At 60.8% G+C, this 18,750-nt stretch carries 13 protein-coding genes; 8 read left to right on the top strand and 5 right to left on the bottom strand.

Features of this window, described 5'->3' with window-relative positions; all coding sequences use genetic code 11:
• Window positions 1-126: 126 nt before the first annotated feature.
• The 7 genes from tpx (at window position 127) to AB4P90_RS16135 (ending at window position 13,160) form a co-directional block, all read left to right on the top strand.
• A complete protein-coding gene (gene tpx, locus AB4P90_RS16165; RefSeq protein ID WP_014718696.1) occupies window positions 127-627 on the top strand; it encodes a thiol peroxidase in 501 nt (166 codons plus the stop codon).
• Window positions 628-859: 232 nt separating this feature from the next.
• Window positions 860-2,158: an MdtA/MuxA family multidrug efflux RND transporter periplasmic adaptor subunit gene (locus AB4P90_RS16160; protein ID WP_014718695.1), complete on the top strand. Its 1,299-nt coding sequence runs from the start codon at window positions 860-862 to the stop codon at window positions 2,156-2,158.
• Window positions 2,155-5,256 (top strand): MdtB/MuxB family multidrug efflux RND transporter permease subunit, encoded by a 3,102-nt coding sequence (locus tag AB4P90_RS16155; RefSeq protein ID WP_073453633.1) that lies wholly within the window; start codon window positions 2,155-2,157, stop codon window positions 5,254-5,256. Before AB4P90_RS16160 ends, AB4P90_RS16155 begins: the two co-directional genes overlap by 4 nt.
• Entirely contained in the window at window positions 5,253-8,360 is a 3,108-nt protein-coding gene (locus AB4P90_RS16150; protein WP_395605142.1) for an efflux RND transporter permease subunit, read from the top strand. Before AB4P90_RS16155 ends, AB4P90_RS16150 begins: the two co-directional genes overlap by 4 nt.
• Window positions 8,357-9,898 carry an efflux transporter outer membrane subunit gene (locus AB4P90_RS16145; RefSeq protein WP_081088325.1) on the top strand — a complete coding sequence of 514 codons (1,542 nt, stop codon included), beginning with the start codon at window positions 8,357-8,359 and terminating at the stop codon, window positions 9,896-9,898. The genes AB4P90_RS16150 and AB4P90_RS16145 overlap by 4 nt, the downstream gene beginning before the upstream one ends.
• 364 nt (window positions 9,899-10,262) lie before the next feature.
• Window positions 10,263-12,359 carry a bifunctional diguanylate cyclase/phosphodiesterase gene (locus tag AB4P90_RS16140; RefSeq protein WP_038450352.1) on the top strand — a complete coding sequence of 699 codons (2,097 nt, stop codon included), beginning with the start codon at window positions 10,263-10,265 and terminating at the stop codon, window positions 12,357-12,359.
• 54 nt (window positions 12,360-12,413) lie between these two features.
• The gene (locus AB4P90_RS16135; RefSeq protein ID WP_014718690.1) at window positions 12,414-13,160 is read left to right on the top strand and encodes an SDR family oxidoreductase; all 747 of its coding nucleotides are present in this window, start codon (window positions 12,414-12,416) and stop codon (window positions 13,158-13,160) included.
• Here the strand turns inward: AB4P90_RS16135 and mapR are convergent.
• The 3 genes from mapR to AB4P90_RS16120 form a co-directional block, all read right to left on the bottom strand.
• Window positions 13,157-14,566, bottom strand: a complete 1,410-nt coding sequence (gene mapR, locus AB4P90_RS16130) for a GntR family transcriptional regulator MpaR (protein ID WP_019816868.1) — start codon at window positions 14,564-14,566, stop codon at window positions 13,157-13,159. The genes AB4P90_RS16135 and mapR overlap by 4 nt on opposite strands.
• A 155-nt stretch (window positions 14,567-14,721) precedes the next feature.
• Entirely contained in the window at window positions 14,722-16,131 is a 1,410-nt protein-coding gene (gene ccoG, locus AB4P90_RS16125; protein WP_395605141.1) for a cytochrome c oxidase accessory protein CcoG, read from the bottom strand.
• Between the two features lie 184 nt (window positions 16,132-16,315).
• Entirely contained in the window at window positions 16,316-16,555 is a 240-nt protein-coding gene (locus tag AB4P90_RS16120) for a DUF3203 family protein (RefSeq protein WP_032901622.1), read from the bottom strand.
• Between the two features lie 122 nt (window positions 16,556-16,677).
• On the opposite strand from AB4P90_RS16120, the gene AB4P90_RS16115 reads away from it, so the two are divergent.
• Window positions 16,678-17,169, top strand: coding sequence for an MgtC/SapB family protein (locus AB4P90_RS16115; RefSeq protein ID WP_014718686.1), 492 nt, complete (start codon window positions 16,678-16,680; stop codon window positions 17,167-17,169).
• 19 nt (window positions 17,170-17,188) lie between these two features.
• Here AB4P90_RS16115 and AB4P90_RS16110 read toward each other — a convergent pair whose 3' ends face one another.
• On the bottom strand, window positions 17,189-18,202 hold the full coding sequence (locus AB4P90_RS16110) for a M10 family metallopeptidase C-terminal domain-containing protein (RefSeq protein WP_232246219.1): 1,014 nt from the start codon (window positions 18,200-18,202) through the stop codon (window positions 17,189-17,191).
• Between the two features lie 195 nt (window positions 18,203-18,397).
• Window positions 18,398-18,562 (bottom strand): hypothetical protein, encoded by a 165-nt coding sequence (locus AB4P90_RS16105; RefSeq protein WP_165835081.1) that lies wholly within the window; start codon window positions 18,560-18,562, stop codon window positions 18,398-18,400.
• Window positions 18,563-18,750 lie beyond the last annotated feature (188 nt).

Raw genomic sequence — 18,750 nt, 5'->3', positions numbered from 1 at the left:
GCGCGCAATTAAACCACAACCTCAGGACATGACAATTTGTGTCTGGCGGTAGGTAGCTTCGGCACTTTGTGGTTAACTTCCGCCTCTCGAATTCGTTTAACCAAACCCAGCATAAGGATTCCGTTCATGGCTCAAGTCACCCTTAAAGGCAACCCGGTCCAGGTTGAAGGCCAATTGCCGAAAGTCGGCGCCAAAGCTGCAGACTTCACCCTGACCGCCGGCGATCTGTCCAACGCCACCCTGGCTACCTTTGCCGGCAAGCGCAAAGTGCTGAACATCTTCCCAAGCGTTGACACCCCAACCTGCGCCACTTCGGTGCGCAAGTTCAACGCCCAGGCCAACGATGTGGCCAACACCGTGGTGCTGTGCATCTCCTCCGACCTGCCATTCGCCCAAGCGCGTTTCTGTGGTTCCGAAGGCCTGGAAAACGTTAAGAACCTGTCGGATTTCCGCAATGCCGACTTCGCCGTCGACTATGGTGTTTCCATCGCTGACGGCCCGCTGCAGGGCCTGACCGCTCGCGCTGTCGTGGTGCTGGATGAAAACGACAACGTGCTGCACAGCGAGTTGGTCAAGGAAATCGCTGAAGAGCCAAACTACGACGCCGCCCTGGCTGTGTTGAAGTAACTGTTTCTACGTATGACTGTCGTTTGGCAGTAACACGTATGATGCATGATTGCGGCCTGGCCTAGTCCAGGCCGTTTTTATTTGAGCGTCAGCGGCTTAGCGAAATAGCCGGTGGACTAAGATCAAAAAGTTAAACGTTGTAAGCCTAAGGTAAATAGCCGGTAAAGGTGCTTTTTTAAACGCACCCCAGTGCTTATCTTTCAGCCTCCCGAAGAAGAAGCTCTCACCCCCAATGGTTGATCACTCCATGCAATCCTCCTCCCGCAACTCCCGCCGCTGGCTGTTTGGCCTGCTCGTGCTGCTGGTTATCGCCGGCCTGTGCTGGAAATTCTGGCCCAGTGGCGCGGCCCATAAAGATGCTCCGGCGGGACACACGGGCAAGACCGGCATGGCGCGCCCAGGCTTCGGTGGTTCCACCGGGCCGGTACCGGTGCGTGTGGCGCCGGCGGTGCTGGGGGAGTTTCCTGTGTACTACAAGGCCCTGGGGACGGTCACTGCACTGAACACCATTAATGTGCGCAGCCGGGTGGGCGGCGAGCTGGTCAAGATCGCCTTCGAGGAAGGGCAGATGGTCAAGGCCGGCGACCTGCTGGCAGAAATCGACCCGCGCAGCTACCAGAACGCCTTGCTCCAGGCCCAGGGCACCTTGCTGCAAAACCAGGCCCAGTTGAAGAACGCCCAGGTCGATGTACAGCGTTATCGCGACCTGTATGCCCAGGACAGTATCGCCAAGCAAACCCTGGACACCGCCGAAGCGCTGGTGTTGCAGTACCAGGGCACGGTCAAGACCAACCAGGGCGCGGTGGACGATGCCAAGCTCAACCTGGAATTCACCAAGATCCGTGCGCCCATCAGCGGCCGCGTCGGTTTGCGCCAGCTTGACGTCGGCAACCTGGTTGCGGCCAACGACACTACCGCCCTCGCGGTGATCACCCAGACCCAGCCAATCAGCGTCGCCTTCACCCTGCCGGAAAATACCCTGGAAACCGTGCTGGCCCGTTACCACGCCGGTAACAAGTTGCCCGTGGAAGCCTGGGACCGTAGCGACGTGAAAAAACAGGCGGTCGGTGTACTGCAAAGCCTGGACAACCAGATCGATGTCACCACCGGCACCCTGAAGTTCAAGGCGCGGTTCGATAACAAGGACCAGGCGCTGTTCCCCAACCAGTTCGTCAATGTGCACCTGCTGGCCGATACCTTGAAGAACGTGGTGCTGGCACCCTCTGCGGCGATCCAGTTCGGCAACAATGGCACCTTTGTCTATAAGCTCGACGGTGACAAGAAGGTCAAGGTCCAGCCGCTGGTGGTGGGGGATACCGATGGCGAAAATACCGTGATCAAAGAGGGCCTGGTCGCTGGCGACCGCGTGGTGCTGGAAGGCACCGACCGCCTCAAGGACGGTAGCGAGATCGAAGTGGTCAACGCCAGCAGCGAGGTGCCGACCACGCCGACCGAACACCTGCAAGGCAAGCCCGCAGCTAAAGGGGAGACCGGGGCAGACGCCGGCAAGGCGCAAAAGGTCGGTTCATGAACCTGTCGCGCCTGTTCATCCTTCGCCCGGTCGCCACCACGCTGAGCATGCTGGCCATTGTCCTGGCCGGCATCATTTCGTACCGCCTGCTGCCGGTATCGGCGTTGCCCCAGGTGGATTACCCGACTATCCGGGTGATGACCCTGTACCCCGGCGCCAGCCCCGACGTGATGACCAGTGCGGTCACCGCACCGCTGGAGCGTCAGTTCGGGCAGATGCCCGGGCTGACCCAGATGGCGTCCACCAGCTCGGGCGGTGCCTCGGTGCTGACCCTGCGTTTCAACCTCGACATCAATATGGATGTCGCCGAGCAACAGGTGCAGGCCGCGATCAACGCCGCCACCAACCTGTTGCCCAAGGATTTGCCGGCGCCGCCGGTATACAACAAGGTCAACCCGGCGGACACCCCGGTGCTGACCCTGGCAATTACCTCCAAGACCATGTTGCTGCCCAAGCTCAATGATTTGGTCGACACGCGCATGGCGCAGAAAATCGCGCAGATCAGCGGCGTCGGCATGGTCAGCATCGCCGGTGGCCAGCGCCAGGCCGTGCGCATCAAGGTCAACCCCGAGGCCCTGGCGGCCAATGGCTTGAACCTCTCGGACGTGCGCGCCCTGATCGCCGCCTCCAACGTCAACCAGCCCAAGGGCAACTTCGACGGCCCCACCCGCGTGTCGATGCTCGACGCCAACGACCAGTTGGTCTCGCCCGAGCAATATGCCGAACTGATCCTGGCCTACAACAACGGCGCCCCGCTGCGGCTCAAGGATGTCGCGCAGATTGTCGACGGTGCCGAAAACGAACGCCTCGCCGCCTGGGCCAATGAGAACCAGGCCGTGTTGCTCAATATCCAGCGCCAGCCGGGCGCCAACGTGATCGAGGTGGTGGACCGCATCAAGGCCCTGCTGCCGAGCATCACCGACAACCTGCCGGCCGGCCTGGACGTGACGGTGCTCACCGACCGCACCCAGACCATCCGCGCCTCAGTCAAAGACGTACAGCACGAGCTTCTGATCGCCATTGCCCTGGTGGTCATGGTGACGTTCCTGTTCCTGCGCCGGGTCAGCGCCACGATCATTCCGTCCATCGCCGTGCCGCTGTCCCTGGTGGGCACCTTTGGTGTGATGTACCTGGCCGGATTCTCCATCAATAACCTGACGCTGATGGCCCTGACCATCGCCACCGGGTTTGTGGTGGACGACGCGATCGTGATGCTGGAGAACATCTCGCGCTATATCGAGGAAGGCCAGACGCCGATGGCGGCCGCGCTCAAGGGCGCCAAGCAGATCGGTTTCACCCTGGTGTCCCTGACGCTGTCGTTGATCGCGGTATTGATCCCGTTGCTGTTCATGGCCGACGTGGTCGGGCGGCTGTTCCGTGAGTTCGCCATCACCCTGGCAGTGGCGATCCTGATTTCCCTGGTAGTGTCCCTGACCCTCACGCCCATGATGTGCGCGCGCCTGCTCAAGCGCGAACCCAAGGAGGAAGAGCAGGGCCGCTTCTACAAAGCCAGCGGCGCCTGGATTGACTGGTTGATCGAAGCCTACGGCCGCAAGCTGCAATGGGTGCTCAAGCACCAGCCGCTGACGTTGCTGGTGGCGATCGCCACCCTGGGGCTTACGGTAGTGCTGTACCTGGTGGTGCCCAAGGGCTTTTTCCCGGTGCAGGACACCGGCGTGATCCAGGGTATTTCCGAAGCGCCGCAGTCGATTTCCTTTGCGGCGATGAGCCAACGCCAGCAGGAGTTGGCGAAGATCATCCTTGCCGACCCGGCGGTCGAGAGCCTGTCGTCCTACATTGGCGTGGACGGCGATAACGCCACCCTCAACAGCGGCCGCTTGTTGATCAATCTCAAGGCCCACGGCCAGCGCGATTTGAGCGCAGCCGAGGTGATCACCCGCCTGCAACCGCAAATCGACAAGCTGGTGGGCATCCGCCTGTTCATGCAGCCGGTGCAGGACCTCACCATCGAAGACCGCGTCAGCCGTACCCAGTACCAGTTCAGCATGTCCTCCCCGGACGCCGAGTTGCTGGCGTTGTGGAGCGGCAAGCTGGTACACGCCCTCAGCCAGTTGCCGGAACTCACCGACGTCGCCAGCGACCTTCAGGACAAAGGCTTGCAGGTGTACCTGGTGATAGACCGCGACGCGGCCTCGCGCCTGGGCGTGAGTGTCTCGACCATTACCGACGCGTTGTATGACGCCTTCGGCCAGCGCCAGATTTCCACCATCTACACCCAGGCCAGCCAGTACCGGGTGGTGTTGCAGGCCCAGTCCGGCGAAACCCTCGGCCCAGCGGCCCTCAACCAGATCCATGTGAAAACCACCGACGGTGGCCAGGTGCGGCTGTCGAGCCTGGCCCATGTGGAGCAGCGCCAGGCGCAGTTGGCGATTGCCCATATCGGCCAGTTCCCGGCGGTGATGATGTCGTTCAACCTGGCGCCCGGCGTGGCGCTGGGCAAAGGCGTGGAGCTGATCAACCAGACCCAGAAGGACATTGGCATGCCGGTGGGCGTGCAAACCCAGTTCCAGGGTGCGGCCCAGGCGTTCGAAGCCTCGTTGTCGAGCACCTTGCTGTTGATCCTGGCGGCGGTGGTCACCATGTACATCGTGCTCGGTGTGCTCTATGAGAGCTATATCCACCCGATCACCATCCTCTCGACCCTGCCATCGGCGGCGGTGGGGGCCTTGCTGGCGTTGCTGCTCAGTGGCAATGACCTGGGCATGATTGCGATCATCGGCATCATCCTGCTGATCGGTATCGTGAAAAAGAACGCGATCATGATGATCGACTTCGCCCTCGACGCCGAACGCAACCAGGGCCTGGACCCGCAGACGGCGATCTACCAGGCGGCGTTGTTGCGCTTCCGGCCAATTTTGATGACCACCCTGGCCGCGTTGTTCGGTGCGGTGCCGTTGATGCTCGCCAGCGGTTCCGGCGCCGAACTGCGCCAGCCCCTGGGCCTGGTGATGGTCGGTGGCTTGCTGGTGAGCCAGGTGTTGACGCTGTTCACCACGCCGGTGATCTACCTGTACTTCGATCGTCTTGGCCGTCGCTGGCGCAAAGAGCCGCAACGCCTGGAGCCGGTTGAGCCATGAACCTGTCCGGACCTTTCATTCGCCGGCCGGTAGCGACCATGCTGCTGAGCCTGGCGATCATGTTGCTCGGTGGCGTCAGCTTCAACTTGCTGCCGGTGTCGCCGCTGCCGCAGATCGACTTCCCGGTGATCGTGGTGTCGGCCAGCTTGCCCGGTGCCAGCCCCGAGGTGATGGCGTCCACGGTGGCCACGCCGCTGGAGCGCTCGTTCGGCGCGATTGCCGGTATCACCACCATGAGCAGTTCGTCGAGCCAGGGCTCAACCCGGGTGATTCTGGCGTTCGATTCCGACCGCGACATCAACGGGGCGGCGCGGGAAGTGCAGGCGGCCATCAACGCGTCGCGCAACCTGCTGCCCAGTGGCATGCGCAGCATGCCCACCTACAAGAAGATCAACCCGTCCCAGGCGCCGATCATGGTGCTGTCGCTGACCTCTGACGTGCTGCAGAAGGGCCAGTTGTACGACCTGGCCTCGACCATCCTGTCCCAGAGCCTGTCCCAGGTGCCGGGCGTGGGCGAAGTGCAGATCGGCGGCAGTTCGCTGCCGGCGGTGCGTATCGAGCTGGAGCCCAAGGCCCTCGATCAGTACGGCGTGGCCCTGGACGATGTGCGCAACACCATCGCCAATGCCAACCAGCGCCGGCCCAAGGGCTCCTTGGAAGACAGCGAGCGCAACTGGCAGATCCAGGCCAACGACCAGCTGGAAAAAGCCAAGGACTATGAGCCCCTGCTGATTCGCTACCAGGACGGCGCCGCTCTGCGCCTCAAGGACGTGGCGAAGATCACTGATGGTGTGGAAGACCGCTACAACAGCGGCTTCTTCAACAATGATTCGGCGGTGTTGCTGGTGATCAACCGCCAGTCCGGCGCCAACATCATCGAAACCGTGCGGCAGATCAAGGCGCAGTTGCCGGCGTTGCAGGCGGTGCTGCCGTCCAGCGTCAAGCTCAGCCTGGCCATGGACCGCTCGCCCGTGATTACCGCCACCCTGCATGAGGCGGAAATGACCTTGCTGATCGCTGTAGGGCTGGTGATCCTGGTGGTGTACCTGTTCCTGGGCAACTTCCGCGCTTCGTTGATCCCGACCCTGGCGGTGCCGGTATCGCTGGTGGGCACCTTCGCGGTGATGTACCTGTACGGGTTTTCTCTGAACAACTTCTCGCTGATGGCGCTGATCCTCGCCACCGGGCTGGTGGTGGACGATGCCATCGTGGTGCTGGAGAACATTTCCCGGCACATCGACGACGGCGTGCCACCGATGAAAGCCGCGTACCTGGGCGCTCAGGAAGTCGGTTTTACCTTGCTCTCGATGAACGTGTCGCTGGTGGCGGTGTTCCTGTCCATCCTGTTCATGGGCGGGATCGTCACTAACCTGTTCCGTGAGTTTTCGATCACCTTGTCGGCGGCGATCATCGTTTCGCTGATTGTCTCGCTGACCTTGACGCCCATGCTGTGCGCCCGCTGGTTGAAGCCGCATATGAAGGATCGGCAGACCGGTTTGCAGCGCTGGAGCCAGAAGGTCAACGACCGCATGGTCGCCGGCTACGCCACCAGCCTGGACTGGGTGCTGCGCCATCGGCGCCTGACCTTGCTCAGCCTGTTGATCACCGTGGGCGTGAATATCGCGCTGTACGTGGTGGTGCCCAAAACCTTCATGCCCCAGCAGGACACCGGCCAGTTGATCGGTTTTGTGCGCGGCGACGATGGCCTGTCGTTCAGCGTGATGCAGCCGAAGATGGAGATCTTTCGCCAGGCGGTGCTCAAGGACCCGGCGGTGCTCAGCGTGGCCGGCTTTATCGGTGGCAACCAAGGCACTAACAATGCGGTGATGCTGGTACGCCTCAAGCCGATCGGCGAACGCAAAATTTCCGCCCAGGCGGTGATCGAGCGCCTGCGCAAGGAGGTGCCGCTGGTGCCGGGCGGGCGCTTGTTCCTGATGGCCGACCAGGACCTGCAGTTCGGGGGCGGCCGCGACCAGACCAGCGCGCAATACTCCTACATCCTGCAAAGCGGTGACTTGGCCGCGCTGCGCTTGTGGTACCCGAAAGTGGTGGCGGCCATGCGTGAATTGCCAGAGCTGACCGCCATCGACGCCCGTGAAGGCCGGGGCGCGGCCCAGGTCACGCTGATTGTCGACCGCGACCAGGCCAAGCGCCTGGGTATCGATATGGACATGGTCACGGCGGTGCTCAACAACGCCTACAGCCAGCGGCAGATTTCTACCATTTATGACAGCCTCAACCAGTACCAGGTGGTGATGGAGGTCAACCCCAAATACGCCCAGGACCCGATCACCCTTAACCAGATGCAGGTGATCACTGCCGACGGCGCACGGGTGCCGTTGTCGACCATTGCCCACTATGAGAACAGCCTGGCCGACGATCGCGTCAGCCATGAAGGCCAGTTCGCTTCGGAGAATATCGCCTTCGACATGGCGCCCGGGGTCACGGTGGAGCAGGGCACGGCGGCTATCGAGCGTGCGATTGCCAAAGTCGGGTTGCCCGAGGACGTGATCGCCAAGATGGCCGGTACTGCCGATGCGTTCGCCGCGACCCAGAAAGGCCAGCCGTTCATGATTCTCGGTGCGCTGGTGGCGGTGTACCTGGTGCTGGGTATTCTGTATGAAAGCTACATTCACCCGCTGACCATCCTGTCGACGCTGCCGTCGGCCGGTGTCGGCGCGTTGCTTGCGATTTACCTGCTGGGCGGCGAGTTCAGCCTGATCTCTTTGCTGGGCTTGTTCCTGTTGATCGGCGTGGTGAAGAAAAACGCGATCCTGATGATCGACCTGGCGCTGCAATTGGAGCGCAACGATGGCATGAGCCCGCTGGAGTCGATCCGCAGCGCCTGCCTGTTGCGCCTGCGGCCGATCCTGATGACCACCCTGGCCGCGATCCTCGGTGCCTTGCCGTTGCTGCTCGGCAGCGGCGACGGCGCGGAAATGCGTCACCCGTTGGGCCTGACCATTATTGGCGGCCTGGTGTTCAGCCAGATCCTGACCCTTTACACCACCCCGGTGGTTTACCTTTACCTGGACCGCGCGCGCCATCGCTTCAACGCCTGGCGCGGCGTGCGTACCGATGCTGCCCTGGACACTGCGCTATGACCGACTCAACCAACGCCCCTGCGACCTCTGTAGGAGCGAGCTTGCTCGCGAAAAAGGCCCAGACGCCGCGCTCATCCAGAATGAACGCGTTAACGTTGGCAGTCTTCGCGAGCAAGCTTGCTCCTACAGTGGGCTTGGCCATGTTGCTCAGCGCCTGCGCCATCGGCCCTGACTACAAACGCCCGGACGTCATCGAGCCGGTGCAGTTCAAGGAGGCCCAGGGCTGGCGCCAGGCCAATCCGAGCGACTCCCTGGCCCGCGGCGCCTGGTGGGAGCTGTACGGTGACCGACAACTCAATGACCTGGTGGTGCGCCTCAACGCGTCCAACCAGACCGTCGCCCAGGCCGAAGCGCGTTTTCGTCAGGCAAAGGCGCTGGTGCGCAGCTCACGCGGGGCGTTTTACCCCAGCGTTGACCTGAGCGTGGGTAAAACCCGCGCCAGCCAGGGCACCGGCAGCAGCAGCGCCAGCCTCAGCAGCTCCAGCAGTGGTATCCGCGACACCCTCAATGCCCAGTTGGGTGTGAGCTGGGAAGCCGATATCTGGGGCAAGTTGCGCCGTGGTCTGGAGGCCAACGAAGCCAGCGCCGAGGCAAGCTCGGCCGACTTGGCCGCAATGCGTCTGAGCCAGCAGTCCGAACTGGTGCAAAGCTACCTGCAACTGCGGGTCATGGACGAACAGACGCGGCTGCTGCAAGCCACGCTGGACACCTACCAGCGTTCATTGAAAATGACCGAAAACCAATACCGCGCCGGTGTGGCCGGCAAGGACGCCATTGCCCAGGCGCAAACCCAGCTCAAGACCACCCAGGCCAGCCTGATCGACTTGATCTGGCAACGCGCCCAGCTGGAAAACGCCATAGCCGTGCTGATTGGCGAAGCCCCGGCCAACTTCAATCTGGCGGTGAGCAAAGATATTCCGGCGCTACCGCAAATACCGGTGAGCCTGCCGTCCCAACTGCTGGAGCGTCGCCCCGATATTGCCTCGGCCGAACGCTCGGTGATCGCCGCCAACGCCAATATCGGCGTGGCCAAGGCGGCCTATTACCCGGACCTCAGCCTGAGCCTGCAGGGCGGCTATTCCAGCAGCACTTATGAAGATTGGATCAGCCTGCCGAACCGCTTCTGGTCGGTGGGGCCGAAACTGGCCATGACCCTGTTCGATGGCGGCCAGCGCTCGGCGGAAGTCGACCGCAGCGTGGCCAGCTATGACGAGACCGTGGCCAAGTACCGCCAGACCGTGTTGGACGGTTTCCGTGAGGTGGAAAACTACATGGTCCAGCTCAAGGTGCTCGCCGATGAGGCGGTGGTCAGCAATGAAGCGCTGGAATCGGCGCGTGAATCCTTGCGCTTGACCGAAAACCAATACAAGGCCGGGTTGATTGCCTATCTGGATGTGGTCACGGTGCAGGCAACGGCCTTGAGCAACGAGCGCACCGTGTTGACCTTGCTGCAATCGCGCCTGGTGGCGAGTGTGCAATTGATTGCAGCGTTGGGCGGAGGCTGGGACGGCCAGACCTCCCTGGCCGAAAAGGAGTAACCGGATGCGCCGCGCATCCTGGGGGAGCAAGATCAACTGTGTGGGCTTACCCCAATGCCAGTCAGTTAAGCACAGTACCCTGTGGGAGCTGGCTTGCCTGCGATAGCGTTAGTGCAGTAGTAGTTGCGGTGACTGACACACCGCCTTCGCGGGCAAGCCCGCTCCCACAGGGGATCTGCGCAGGCCACATTTTGATGTCCATGACGTCGTTGAAAACAGCCTGGCGAAGCCATCCGATTGACGCCAAAAACTCACTAATGGCCAACTGATTAATTAATCACCTGCCTCGGATTCATACTCGCTACAATCGCCCGCTTTGCCACCCGGCACGGGCTTTTTCGCCCCGTCGCCAGCGAGAAAACCTATGTTGATCGGTAGCTATTCAACCTCCCTTGTCGTGATTTCCCTGTGCGTGGCCATCCTGGCGTCCTACACGGCCTTGGACCTGGCCGGGCGTATCGCGACCGCCAAGGGGCGGGCTGTATACCTATGGATCACTGGCGGCGCAGTGGCGATGGGCGTGGGCATCTGGTCCATGCACTTTATCGGGATGTTGGCCCTGCGCCTGCCGTTTGCCCTCGGGTTTGAGGTAGGCATTACCCTGTTTTCGCTGTTGATCGCCGTGCTATCCAGTGGTTTCGCGTTATGGCTGGTCAGCCAGCCACGCTTGCCGGTCTGGCAACTGGCATTCGGGGCGTTGGTAATGGGCGCTGGAATTGCCAGCATGCATTACACCGGCATGGCCGCGATGCGCATGACACCCGGCATTGATTACGACCCGACCTTATTTGGCGCTTCGTTGGTGATCGCGGTGGTGGCTTCCGGCGCCGCCCTGTGGATCGCCTTCAACCTGCGGCGCAACACACCTTATGTGCGGCTGGCACGGGGTGGCGCCGCCGTCGTGATGGGCGTGGCCATCGTGGGGATGCACTACACCGGGATGGCTGCGGCGCGCTTTGCCGATGGCAGCTTCTGCGGCGCCGCATTGACCGGCCTGAGCGGCAAGGGCCTGGATAACCTGGTCTTGGTCACTTCGCTGGCGGTGCTGGTCATTGCGCTCTTGACCTCGGTGCTGGATGCGCGCCTGGAAGCGCGCACCGCCGTACTCGCCGATTCCCTGACCCTGGCCAATCAGGAACTTACTCACCTGGCCCTGCATGACATGCTCACCGGCCTGCCCAATCGCACGTTGTTGGCTGATCGCATTCAACAAGGCATCCAGGCGGTGAACGAGCGGGGCGGTTGCTTTGCCTTGATGTTTATCGACCTGGATGGCTTCAAGCCGGTCAACGATGCCTTTGGTCATCACCTGGGCGACCAGTTACTGCGCGAGGTCGGCTTGCGCTTGCGTGAGGACTTGCGCAGCCAGGACACCCTGGCCCGTATCGGCGGCGATGAGTTCGTATTGCTGGTGCAACTCACCCAGCCCGACGATGCCATGGGCTTGGCCGAGCGCCAGGTGAGCCTGATCAACCGCACCTTCACGGTGGCCGAGCATGAGTTGCAGATCTCGGCCAGCGTCGGTATCGCCATGTTCCCCGGTAACGGTAATAGTCCTCAGGAACTGCTGATGAACGCCGACGCGGCGATGTATCACGCCAAGGGCATGGGCAAGAACGGCTACAGCTTCTTCGATGTGTCGATGAACACCAATGCGCGCAAACAACTGCAATTGCTGCAGGACCTGCGCAATGCCCTGGAGCAGGGGCAATTTCGTTTGCACTACCAACCCAAGTTCGACGCCGTCAGCGGTCTTGCCGTGGGGGCCGAGGCGCTGTTGCGCTGGGAGCATCCGCAACAAGGCTTGTTGATGCCCGCTACGTTTATTGCACTGGCGGAGAAAACCGGGCTGATCATCCCCATCGGCGAATGGGTACTCGATGAAGCTTGTCGCCAGATGAGCCTGTGGTACGCCCAGGGTTATGAGCACTGGCGCATTGCCGTTAACCTCTCGGCGTTGCAGTTCTGCCACGCCGGGTTGGTCAACAGCGTAGCGGCCGCGCTGGAGCGTCACCAATTACCGGCCAACAGCCTCACGCTGGAGATCACCGAGACCACCGCCATGAGCGATGCCGACGCGAGCATGAAGGTATTGCAGCAACTGTCGGACATGGGCGTGGACCTGTCCATCGATGACTTTGGCACCGGGTACTCCAGCCTCATGTACCTCAAGCGCCTGCCGGCCAATGAGTTGAAGATCGACCGCGGCTTTGTACGTGACCTGGAACACGACAGCGACGACGCCGCCATCGTCTCGGCCATCGTGGCCCTCGGCCAGGCTCTGGACTTACGGATTGTCGCCGAAGGCGTGGAAACCGATGCGCAGCAAAATTTCCTTACCCGCCTGGGGTGTGATTCCTTGCAAGGCTATCTGTTGGGGCATCCATTGCCGGCCGACAGCTTCATGACCAATATCCGCAGTGCCGAACAGGCAGCAGTGCCTGACAAACGCCCTGAGTGACGGGTATTCTTGGATCCAACCCTAAACATCAGGTTGATTCAGGAGACCGCAGCCATGGACAAAGTCGTCATCATCACCGGGGGCAGCCGAGGGATTGGCGCCGAGACGGCCTTGCTGGCCGCTCGCGAAGGTTATCGCATCTGCATTAATTATCAGTCGGACGAGAAGGCTGCCCATGCTGTGCTTGAACAAGTGCGCGGCCTCGGAGCACAGGCCATCGCGGTGCGCGCCGATGTCAGCATCGAAGATGAGGTGATTGCGCTGTTCAATCGTGTGGATGCCGAATTGGGGCGTGTCACTGCGCTGGTCAATAATGCCGGTACCGTGGGGCAAAAATCGCGGGTCGACGAGATGTCCGAGTTTCGTATCCTCAAAATCCTCAAGACCAATGTGCTGGGCCCGATTCTGTGTGCCAAGCACGCGGTGTTACGCATGTCGCCCCGGCATGGCGGGCAGGGCGGCAGTATCGTCAACGTGTCCTCGGTGGCGGCGCGGCTGGGCTCGCCGGGTGAGTATGTCGACTACGCCGCCTCCAAGGGCGCGCTGGATACCTTTACCCTGGGGTTGTCGAAGGAGGTGGCGGGCGAGGGCATTCGCGTCAACGCCGTGCGCCCAGGCTATATCTTTACCGATTTCCATGCCCTGAGCGGCGACCCGGACCGAGTCAGCAAGCTGGAGTCCGGCATCCCGATGGCGCGCGGCGGGCGTCCGGATGAAGTGGCGGAGGCGATTATCTGGTTACTGTCGGACAAGGCATCGTATTCCACCGGAACGTTTATCGACTTGGGGGGCGGCCGTTAAAACGATCGCACAATCCGCCCTAATGTCTCCATGGCCTTTTCCGATGCCTCGTTCCACGGGCTGCCATAGTTCAAGCGTATGCAGTTTCTGAACCGCTGAGTTGCGGAAAAGATCGGCCCCGGCGCAATGCTGATGCCCTGGGCCAAGGCCATCTGGAACAACTTCAGCGAGTCGGTCTGCTCCGGCAATTCCAACCACAGGAAATAGCCCCCCGCCGGCTGGCTGACCCGTGTCTGGGCCGGGAAGTAGCGAGCGATAGCCGCGAGCATGGCGCTTTGCTGTTCTTCCAGGGCGTAGCGCAGTTTGCGCAGGTGGCGGTCATAGCCGCCGTGTTGCAGGTAGTCGGCAATTGCCGCCTGGGCCGGCATCGACGGGCATAACGAGGTCATCAACTTGAGCCGCTCGACCTTCTGTGCAAAGCGCCCGGCGGCGACCCAGCCCACTCGGTAACCCGGCGCCAGGCTCTTGGCAAAGGAGCCGCAATGCATCACCAGCCCTTCGGTATCGAAGGCCTTGGCCGGCTTAGGCGCTTGTTGCCCGTAGTACAGCTCGGCGTAGACGTCATCTTCGATCAGCGGCACTTGATGGCTGCGCAGCAGTTCCACCAGCGCCTGTTTTTTCTCTTCAGGCAGCGTAGCGCCCATGGGGTTCTGGAAGCTGGTCATGGTCCAGCAGGCCTTGATCGGATAGCGCTCAAGGCTTTGGGCCAGGGCGTTCAGGTCAATACCGTCGCGCGGGTGCACCGGGATCTCCACGGCCTTGAGCTTCAGGCGTTCAAGCACTTGCAAACACGCGTAGAACGCCGGCGCCTCGATGGCCACCAGGTCGCCCGGTTCGGTCACGGCCTGCAGGCACAGGTTCAACGCTTCGAGAGCACCGTTGGTGATCAACAGCTCCTCCATCGGCAGCATCAGGCCACCGACCATATAGCGCAGGGCAATCTGCCGGCGCAGTTGCGGGTTGCCCGGCGACATGTCGGTGACCACCAAGCGTGGGTCCATTTCGCGGCTGGCGCTGGCCAGGGAGCGGGCCAGGCGCGGCAGCGGGAACAGCATGGGGCTGGGGAAGGCCGAGCCGAAGGGCACGGTGTTGGGGTCTTTGATGGAGTCCAGTACCGAGAACACCAGCTCACTCACGCCCACCTCGGTGGACTCATGCACCTGCTCACTCACCACCGGTTCGGAAAACGGGCTGGGCGCATGGGCGTTGACGAAGTAGCCAGAGCGGGGGCGTGCGCGAATCAGGCCACGACGCTCCAGCAGGTAGTAGGCCTGGAACACGGTGGACGGGCTGACGCCGTAGGCCTGGCTGGCATAGCGCACCGATGGCACGCGCTGGCCGGGGCCGAGGACGCCGGAGCGGATCAGTTCTGCGATGTCGTCGGCAAATTTTTCGTAGCGTTTCATGGCGGCCTAATTAGCTTTTTGAATGTGTACGCAGGGCAAATTGTAGGCGCTGGCTTGCCTGCGAAGGCGGTGTGTCAGTCACTGCATCTGTTACTGCTCTACCGCTTTCGCAGGCAAGCCAGCTCCCACATTTGATCTCTGTTGTTGATGAAGTATCAGCGATTCAAGGGCGCTACGAAGCGGCTGTCAGCAGCGGTATAGATCCAAGGTTCATCCACATCAGTGACTTTAAAACGTAAGGTTTGAGAGCTGCTGGCCGGTGTGTCCGCCAGCAATGCTACCGACACCGGTATATCGACAATTTCCCCGGCAGCCAGGCTGACCTGGGTCTTGCCTTGCAACTGGAACCCCTCGGCATCCACCAGTTCCAGGCGGTATTCCTGGCGCTGCTGGGTTTTGTTGATCACCTTGAGGCTGTAGATGTTTTCGATCAAACCCAGGCTGTTTTCGCGGAACATGCCACGGTCTTTGGTCACATCCAGCGACACCATCGGCCGTTCAATCAGGGCCACCACCAGTGCCGCGAGCATCACCACCAGCACGGCACTGTAGCCGATCAGGCGTGGCCGCAGCAGATGAGTCTTACCGCCCTGCAATTGGTGCTCACTGGTATAACTGACCAAGCCACGGGCATAGCCCATTTTGTCCATGATCGAATTGCAGGCGTCGATGCAGGCTGCGCAGCCGATGCATTCCATCTGCAGGCCGTCGCGGATATCGATGCCCGTGGGGCATACCTGCACGCATAGCTTGCAATCGATGCAGTCACCGAGGCCGACCTGCGCAGGCGGAACGTCACGTTTACGCGGGCCACGGTGCTCGCCGCGGGCGGCGTCGTAGGAAATAGTCAGGGTATCTTTATCAAACATCACGCTCTGGAAGCGTGCATAGGGGCACATGTGCATGCATACGGCTTCGCGTAGCCAGCCGGCATTGATGTAAGTGGCCCCCGTGAAAAACAATACCCAAAACAGGCTCACACCGCCCATCTGCCACGTCAGCAGTTCGGCGGCCAAGGGGCGGATGGGGGTGAAGTAGCCCACAAACGTCAGCCCGGTCAACACACTGATACCCAGCCACAACGTATGTTTGGCCGAGCGCCGTGCCAGCTTATTCAGGCTCCAGGGTGCCGCCTGCAGTTTGATACGTTGGTTGCGTTCACCCTCGGTCACCTTCTCGCACCACATGAACAGCCAGGTAAACGAGCTTTGCGGGCAGGTGTAGCCGCACCAGACGCGGCCGGCAAACACCGTGATCGCGAAGAGGCCGAAGGCACAGATGATCAACAGCGCCGAGAGCAGGATGAAATCCTGGGGCCAGAATGTCGCACCAAAGATATGGAACTTGCTCTCGGCCAAGTCCCACAGTACGGCTTGGCGTCCACCCCAGTTCAGCCACACAGTGCCAAAAAAAGCCAGAAACAGCAGGCCGGCACCGCCCACGCGCAAGGTGCGGAACACACCGGTAAAACTGCGGGTATGGATCAGGTTGTCGCTGGATTTGGCCTTCACCTTCTTTGGGTGAATGGGCTCAAAGGTTTCCACGGTTGGGATTCGTTCGCTCATGGTCATTCGCTCATCAGCCTCCATCAGGCGGATGAACTATGGGCGACAGACTGTTCGCATAACAGACTCAGGTGGAAGGATAAAAAGCGGATCAGATAGGCTTGATGCGTTCTTGTGCGTCAATGTGCTGCACCCCGAATCTATAGGGGTGCAGGGATTCAAAGGGTTCGATGATACAGATCAATCAAATCACCGAACCAGGCTCTTGCGCCTTTACATGGTTACGGCCATCCGTGGCCCCTTCAACCGTCAGCGCGTCGGCTTCGGCTTCAGTGATATAGATCCGCTCGCCCGCCAACTCCACATAGGACATGGCTTTGTCATGGTCGGTAAGGATCTTCACGCGGGTGGCTGGCAGGCTTTGTTCCTGGCCGTCCACGTCGAGCGTGAAGTAGCACAAATGGTTTTCGATGCGCAGGGGCATGGCGATCTCCTTTCTATGGGCTCTATCACGTTAGGCGACCCCTATGGCAAGGGGTTCCAGGCAACTGACTGGCGGTCTGCGCTGTCCATCCTTTATCTATCCATAATAAAAGGAGCGCATCCATGGACGCCTGGTGGCATCAAGTGTGGCAAACACTGCAAGCCGAATTCGCGGACATCGGCGATGCCCGGCAGCTCACCCAAGTGACGGTGCGCCTGCTGATCGCCGCGATCCTGGGCGGCATCCTGGGTTTTGAGCGTGAGCACAAGGGCAAGGCGGCTGGCGTGCGCACCCATATGCTGGTTGCGCTTGGTGCGGCGCTGTTCGTGCTGGTGCCGCAGATGTCCGGCAACCAGGCGGACGCCATGAGCCGGGTGGTTCAGGGGGTGATTGCGGGCATCGGCTTCCTTGGCGCTGGCACCATCCTCAAGGGCAAGGAAGATGAAGAGGGCCAGCATGTGAAGGGCCTGACCACGGCTGCCGGGTTGTGGATGACCGCCGCCATTGGTGTGGCGGCGGGGATGGGGCGTGAATCGACGGCAGTACTCAGTACACTGCTGGCCCTGGCGGTGTTCAGCATCATGCCGAGAATCGTCAGATTGTTGGAAAAGTGACCCTGAGTCATACCGCGGATCAGGTCACGATGTTGCTTTGGCGTACCTCACCAAACACCTTGAGCAAAAAGGGGTCTTTGCCCGGCGCATCGGCGATGACAATTACGCTGGTGTTGGCGCTGGGCGAGTGATGGATCTGCATTTCACCGATTACTTCTGGAAACCGATCGACCGGCCGCAGCGACGTGTTCAGCTGCCGCTGGATGCCGGACAGGTCCAGTTTATCTCCCGATTTGAAATTGCGGATCTCGCTGGGGGCCTCCAGGGTAGATTCACTGGTGGCGTTGAAACTGTAGGTTGCAGCGCGAGTGTCGGCAGGCGATGAGTCCTGCGTTTCAGGCGCCGCCGATTGGTCGAGCTTTTCGTCGCTCAGGGACGAAGCTGCATCCGTGAGGGCTTTGGACTTGGTCTCCATTGCAGAAAAATTTTTGCTCAAAGCACCCAGTTCTTCGAGCCAATTTTTGTGATGGTCAACGGTGTTCCAGATGTCGCCGTCGAACGCGGCGGTAATGATTTCCAGAAGTTTGAGCCTCATTTTATCGGCCGCCTCATTGATCACCTGGTGCTTGGCAGACTCCAGGTTTGAATCAATATTTTTTTTGTCGAGCTTGTCCCGGATCTCTCGAAGTGTTTCGCGGTTTTTTTTCGCGTTGGCGCCCCTCGACATTAATTTGACATTCTCTGGGGTCAATGTGGTGTTGAACTGCTCAGTGATTGCGCGAGATTTCGGCGAGCTTGGATTGCGTTGTATCTCCTTGATGGTGTCTGGGGTCAATGCCGTATTCAGGTCGTCCAACTTATTCTTCGCCTCTACCTCCGACATAGAAGGTGAGGTGTTGGACTTCGTCGTTGGCGATAGAGGGGGATGGGGTGAGCGGTCAGGCGCCTTAGGGGAGGAGGACCAGTTCGGGCCGGCCTTTAGCAACGTATTTATTCGCTCGGGTGTCAGCGCCTGTTGATTGGAGACGGGATTGGAGGATGTGGGTGTTGTGACTGGAGCAGTGGGCGTTGATGGGGAGGTGATAGTCGACATGGGGCTACTCGTGATAAATGGGCTAAAGGCCAGGTGAAAAAAAGGCTGAGCATTCACGCGAGATCAATATAAAAAGGAACAGTAAAACGAACATTCAGCCTTGACGTGGAACTTCGTAGGACTCCTCGTTTTTTTGTGTGCTCGAACACCAGGACGTCTAGGTGTTCGAGCAGGCCGTGTTCTTGCTCTGATGATTTAGACGATCACCGGAGGCAGGGTCGTCGGCGGCTCTTGCACGGGCGGTGGGTCGTTTTCCGGCGGCTCTCTCTCTGGAATGGGCGCCGGTTCACTGGGCGGCGTCGGTAGTGGCGGAGTGTCGATATTCGGATCTTCAGGTTCAGGTGGTATCGGGATATTCATCGGTGTGGCCTCCTTTGTGCTTTGCTCTAGCGGTGGACCGCTGCCTGGGGCAATTGATTCCCTGCCCAGCGGCGGCATATCCACCTGAACTTTTGCGGCGCGCCCAGGCTCGGACCTTATACGGCCACGCTCAGGGAAAGCGTCGCCGCCTTTGAATTCGGATCAAGCCAAGAGCGTCCACAGGGCGT

It is taken from the genome of Pseudomonas sp. B16120 (assembly GCF_044218845.1).
GTDB lineage: Bacteria > Pseudomonadota > Gammaproteobacteria > Pseudomonadales > Pseudomonadaceae > Aquipseudomonas > Aquipseudomonas paracarnis.
The sequence above is the reverse complement of the archived record's forward strand: the minus strand, read 5'-3'. Positions and strand labels throughout refer to the sequence as shown.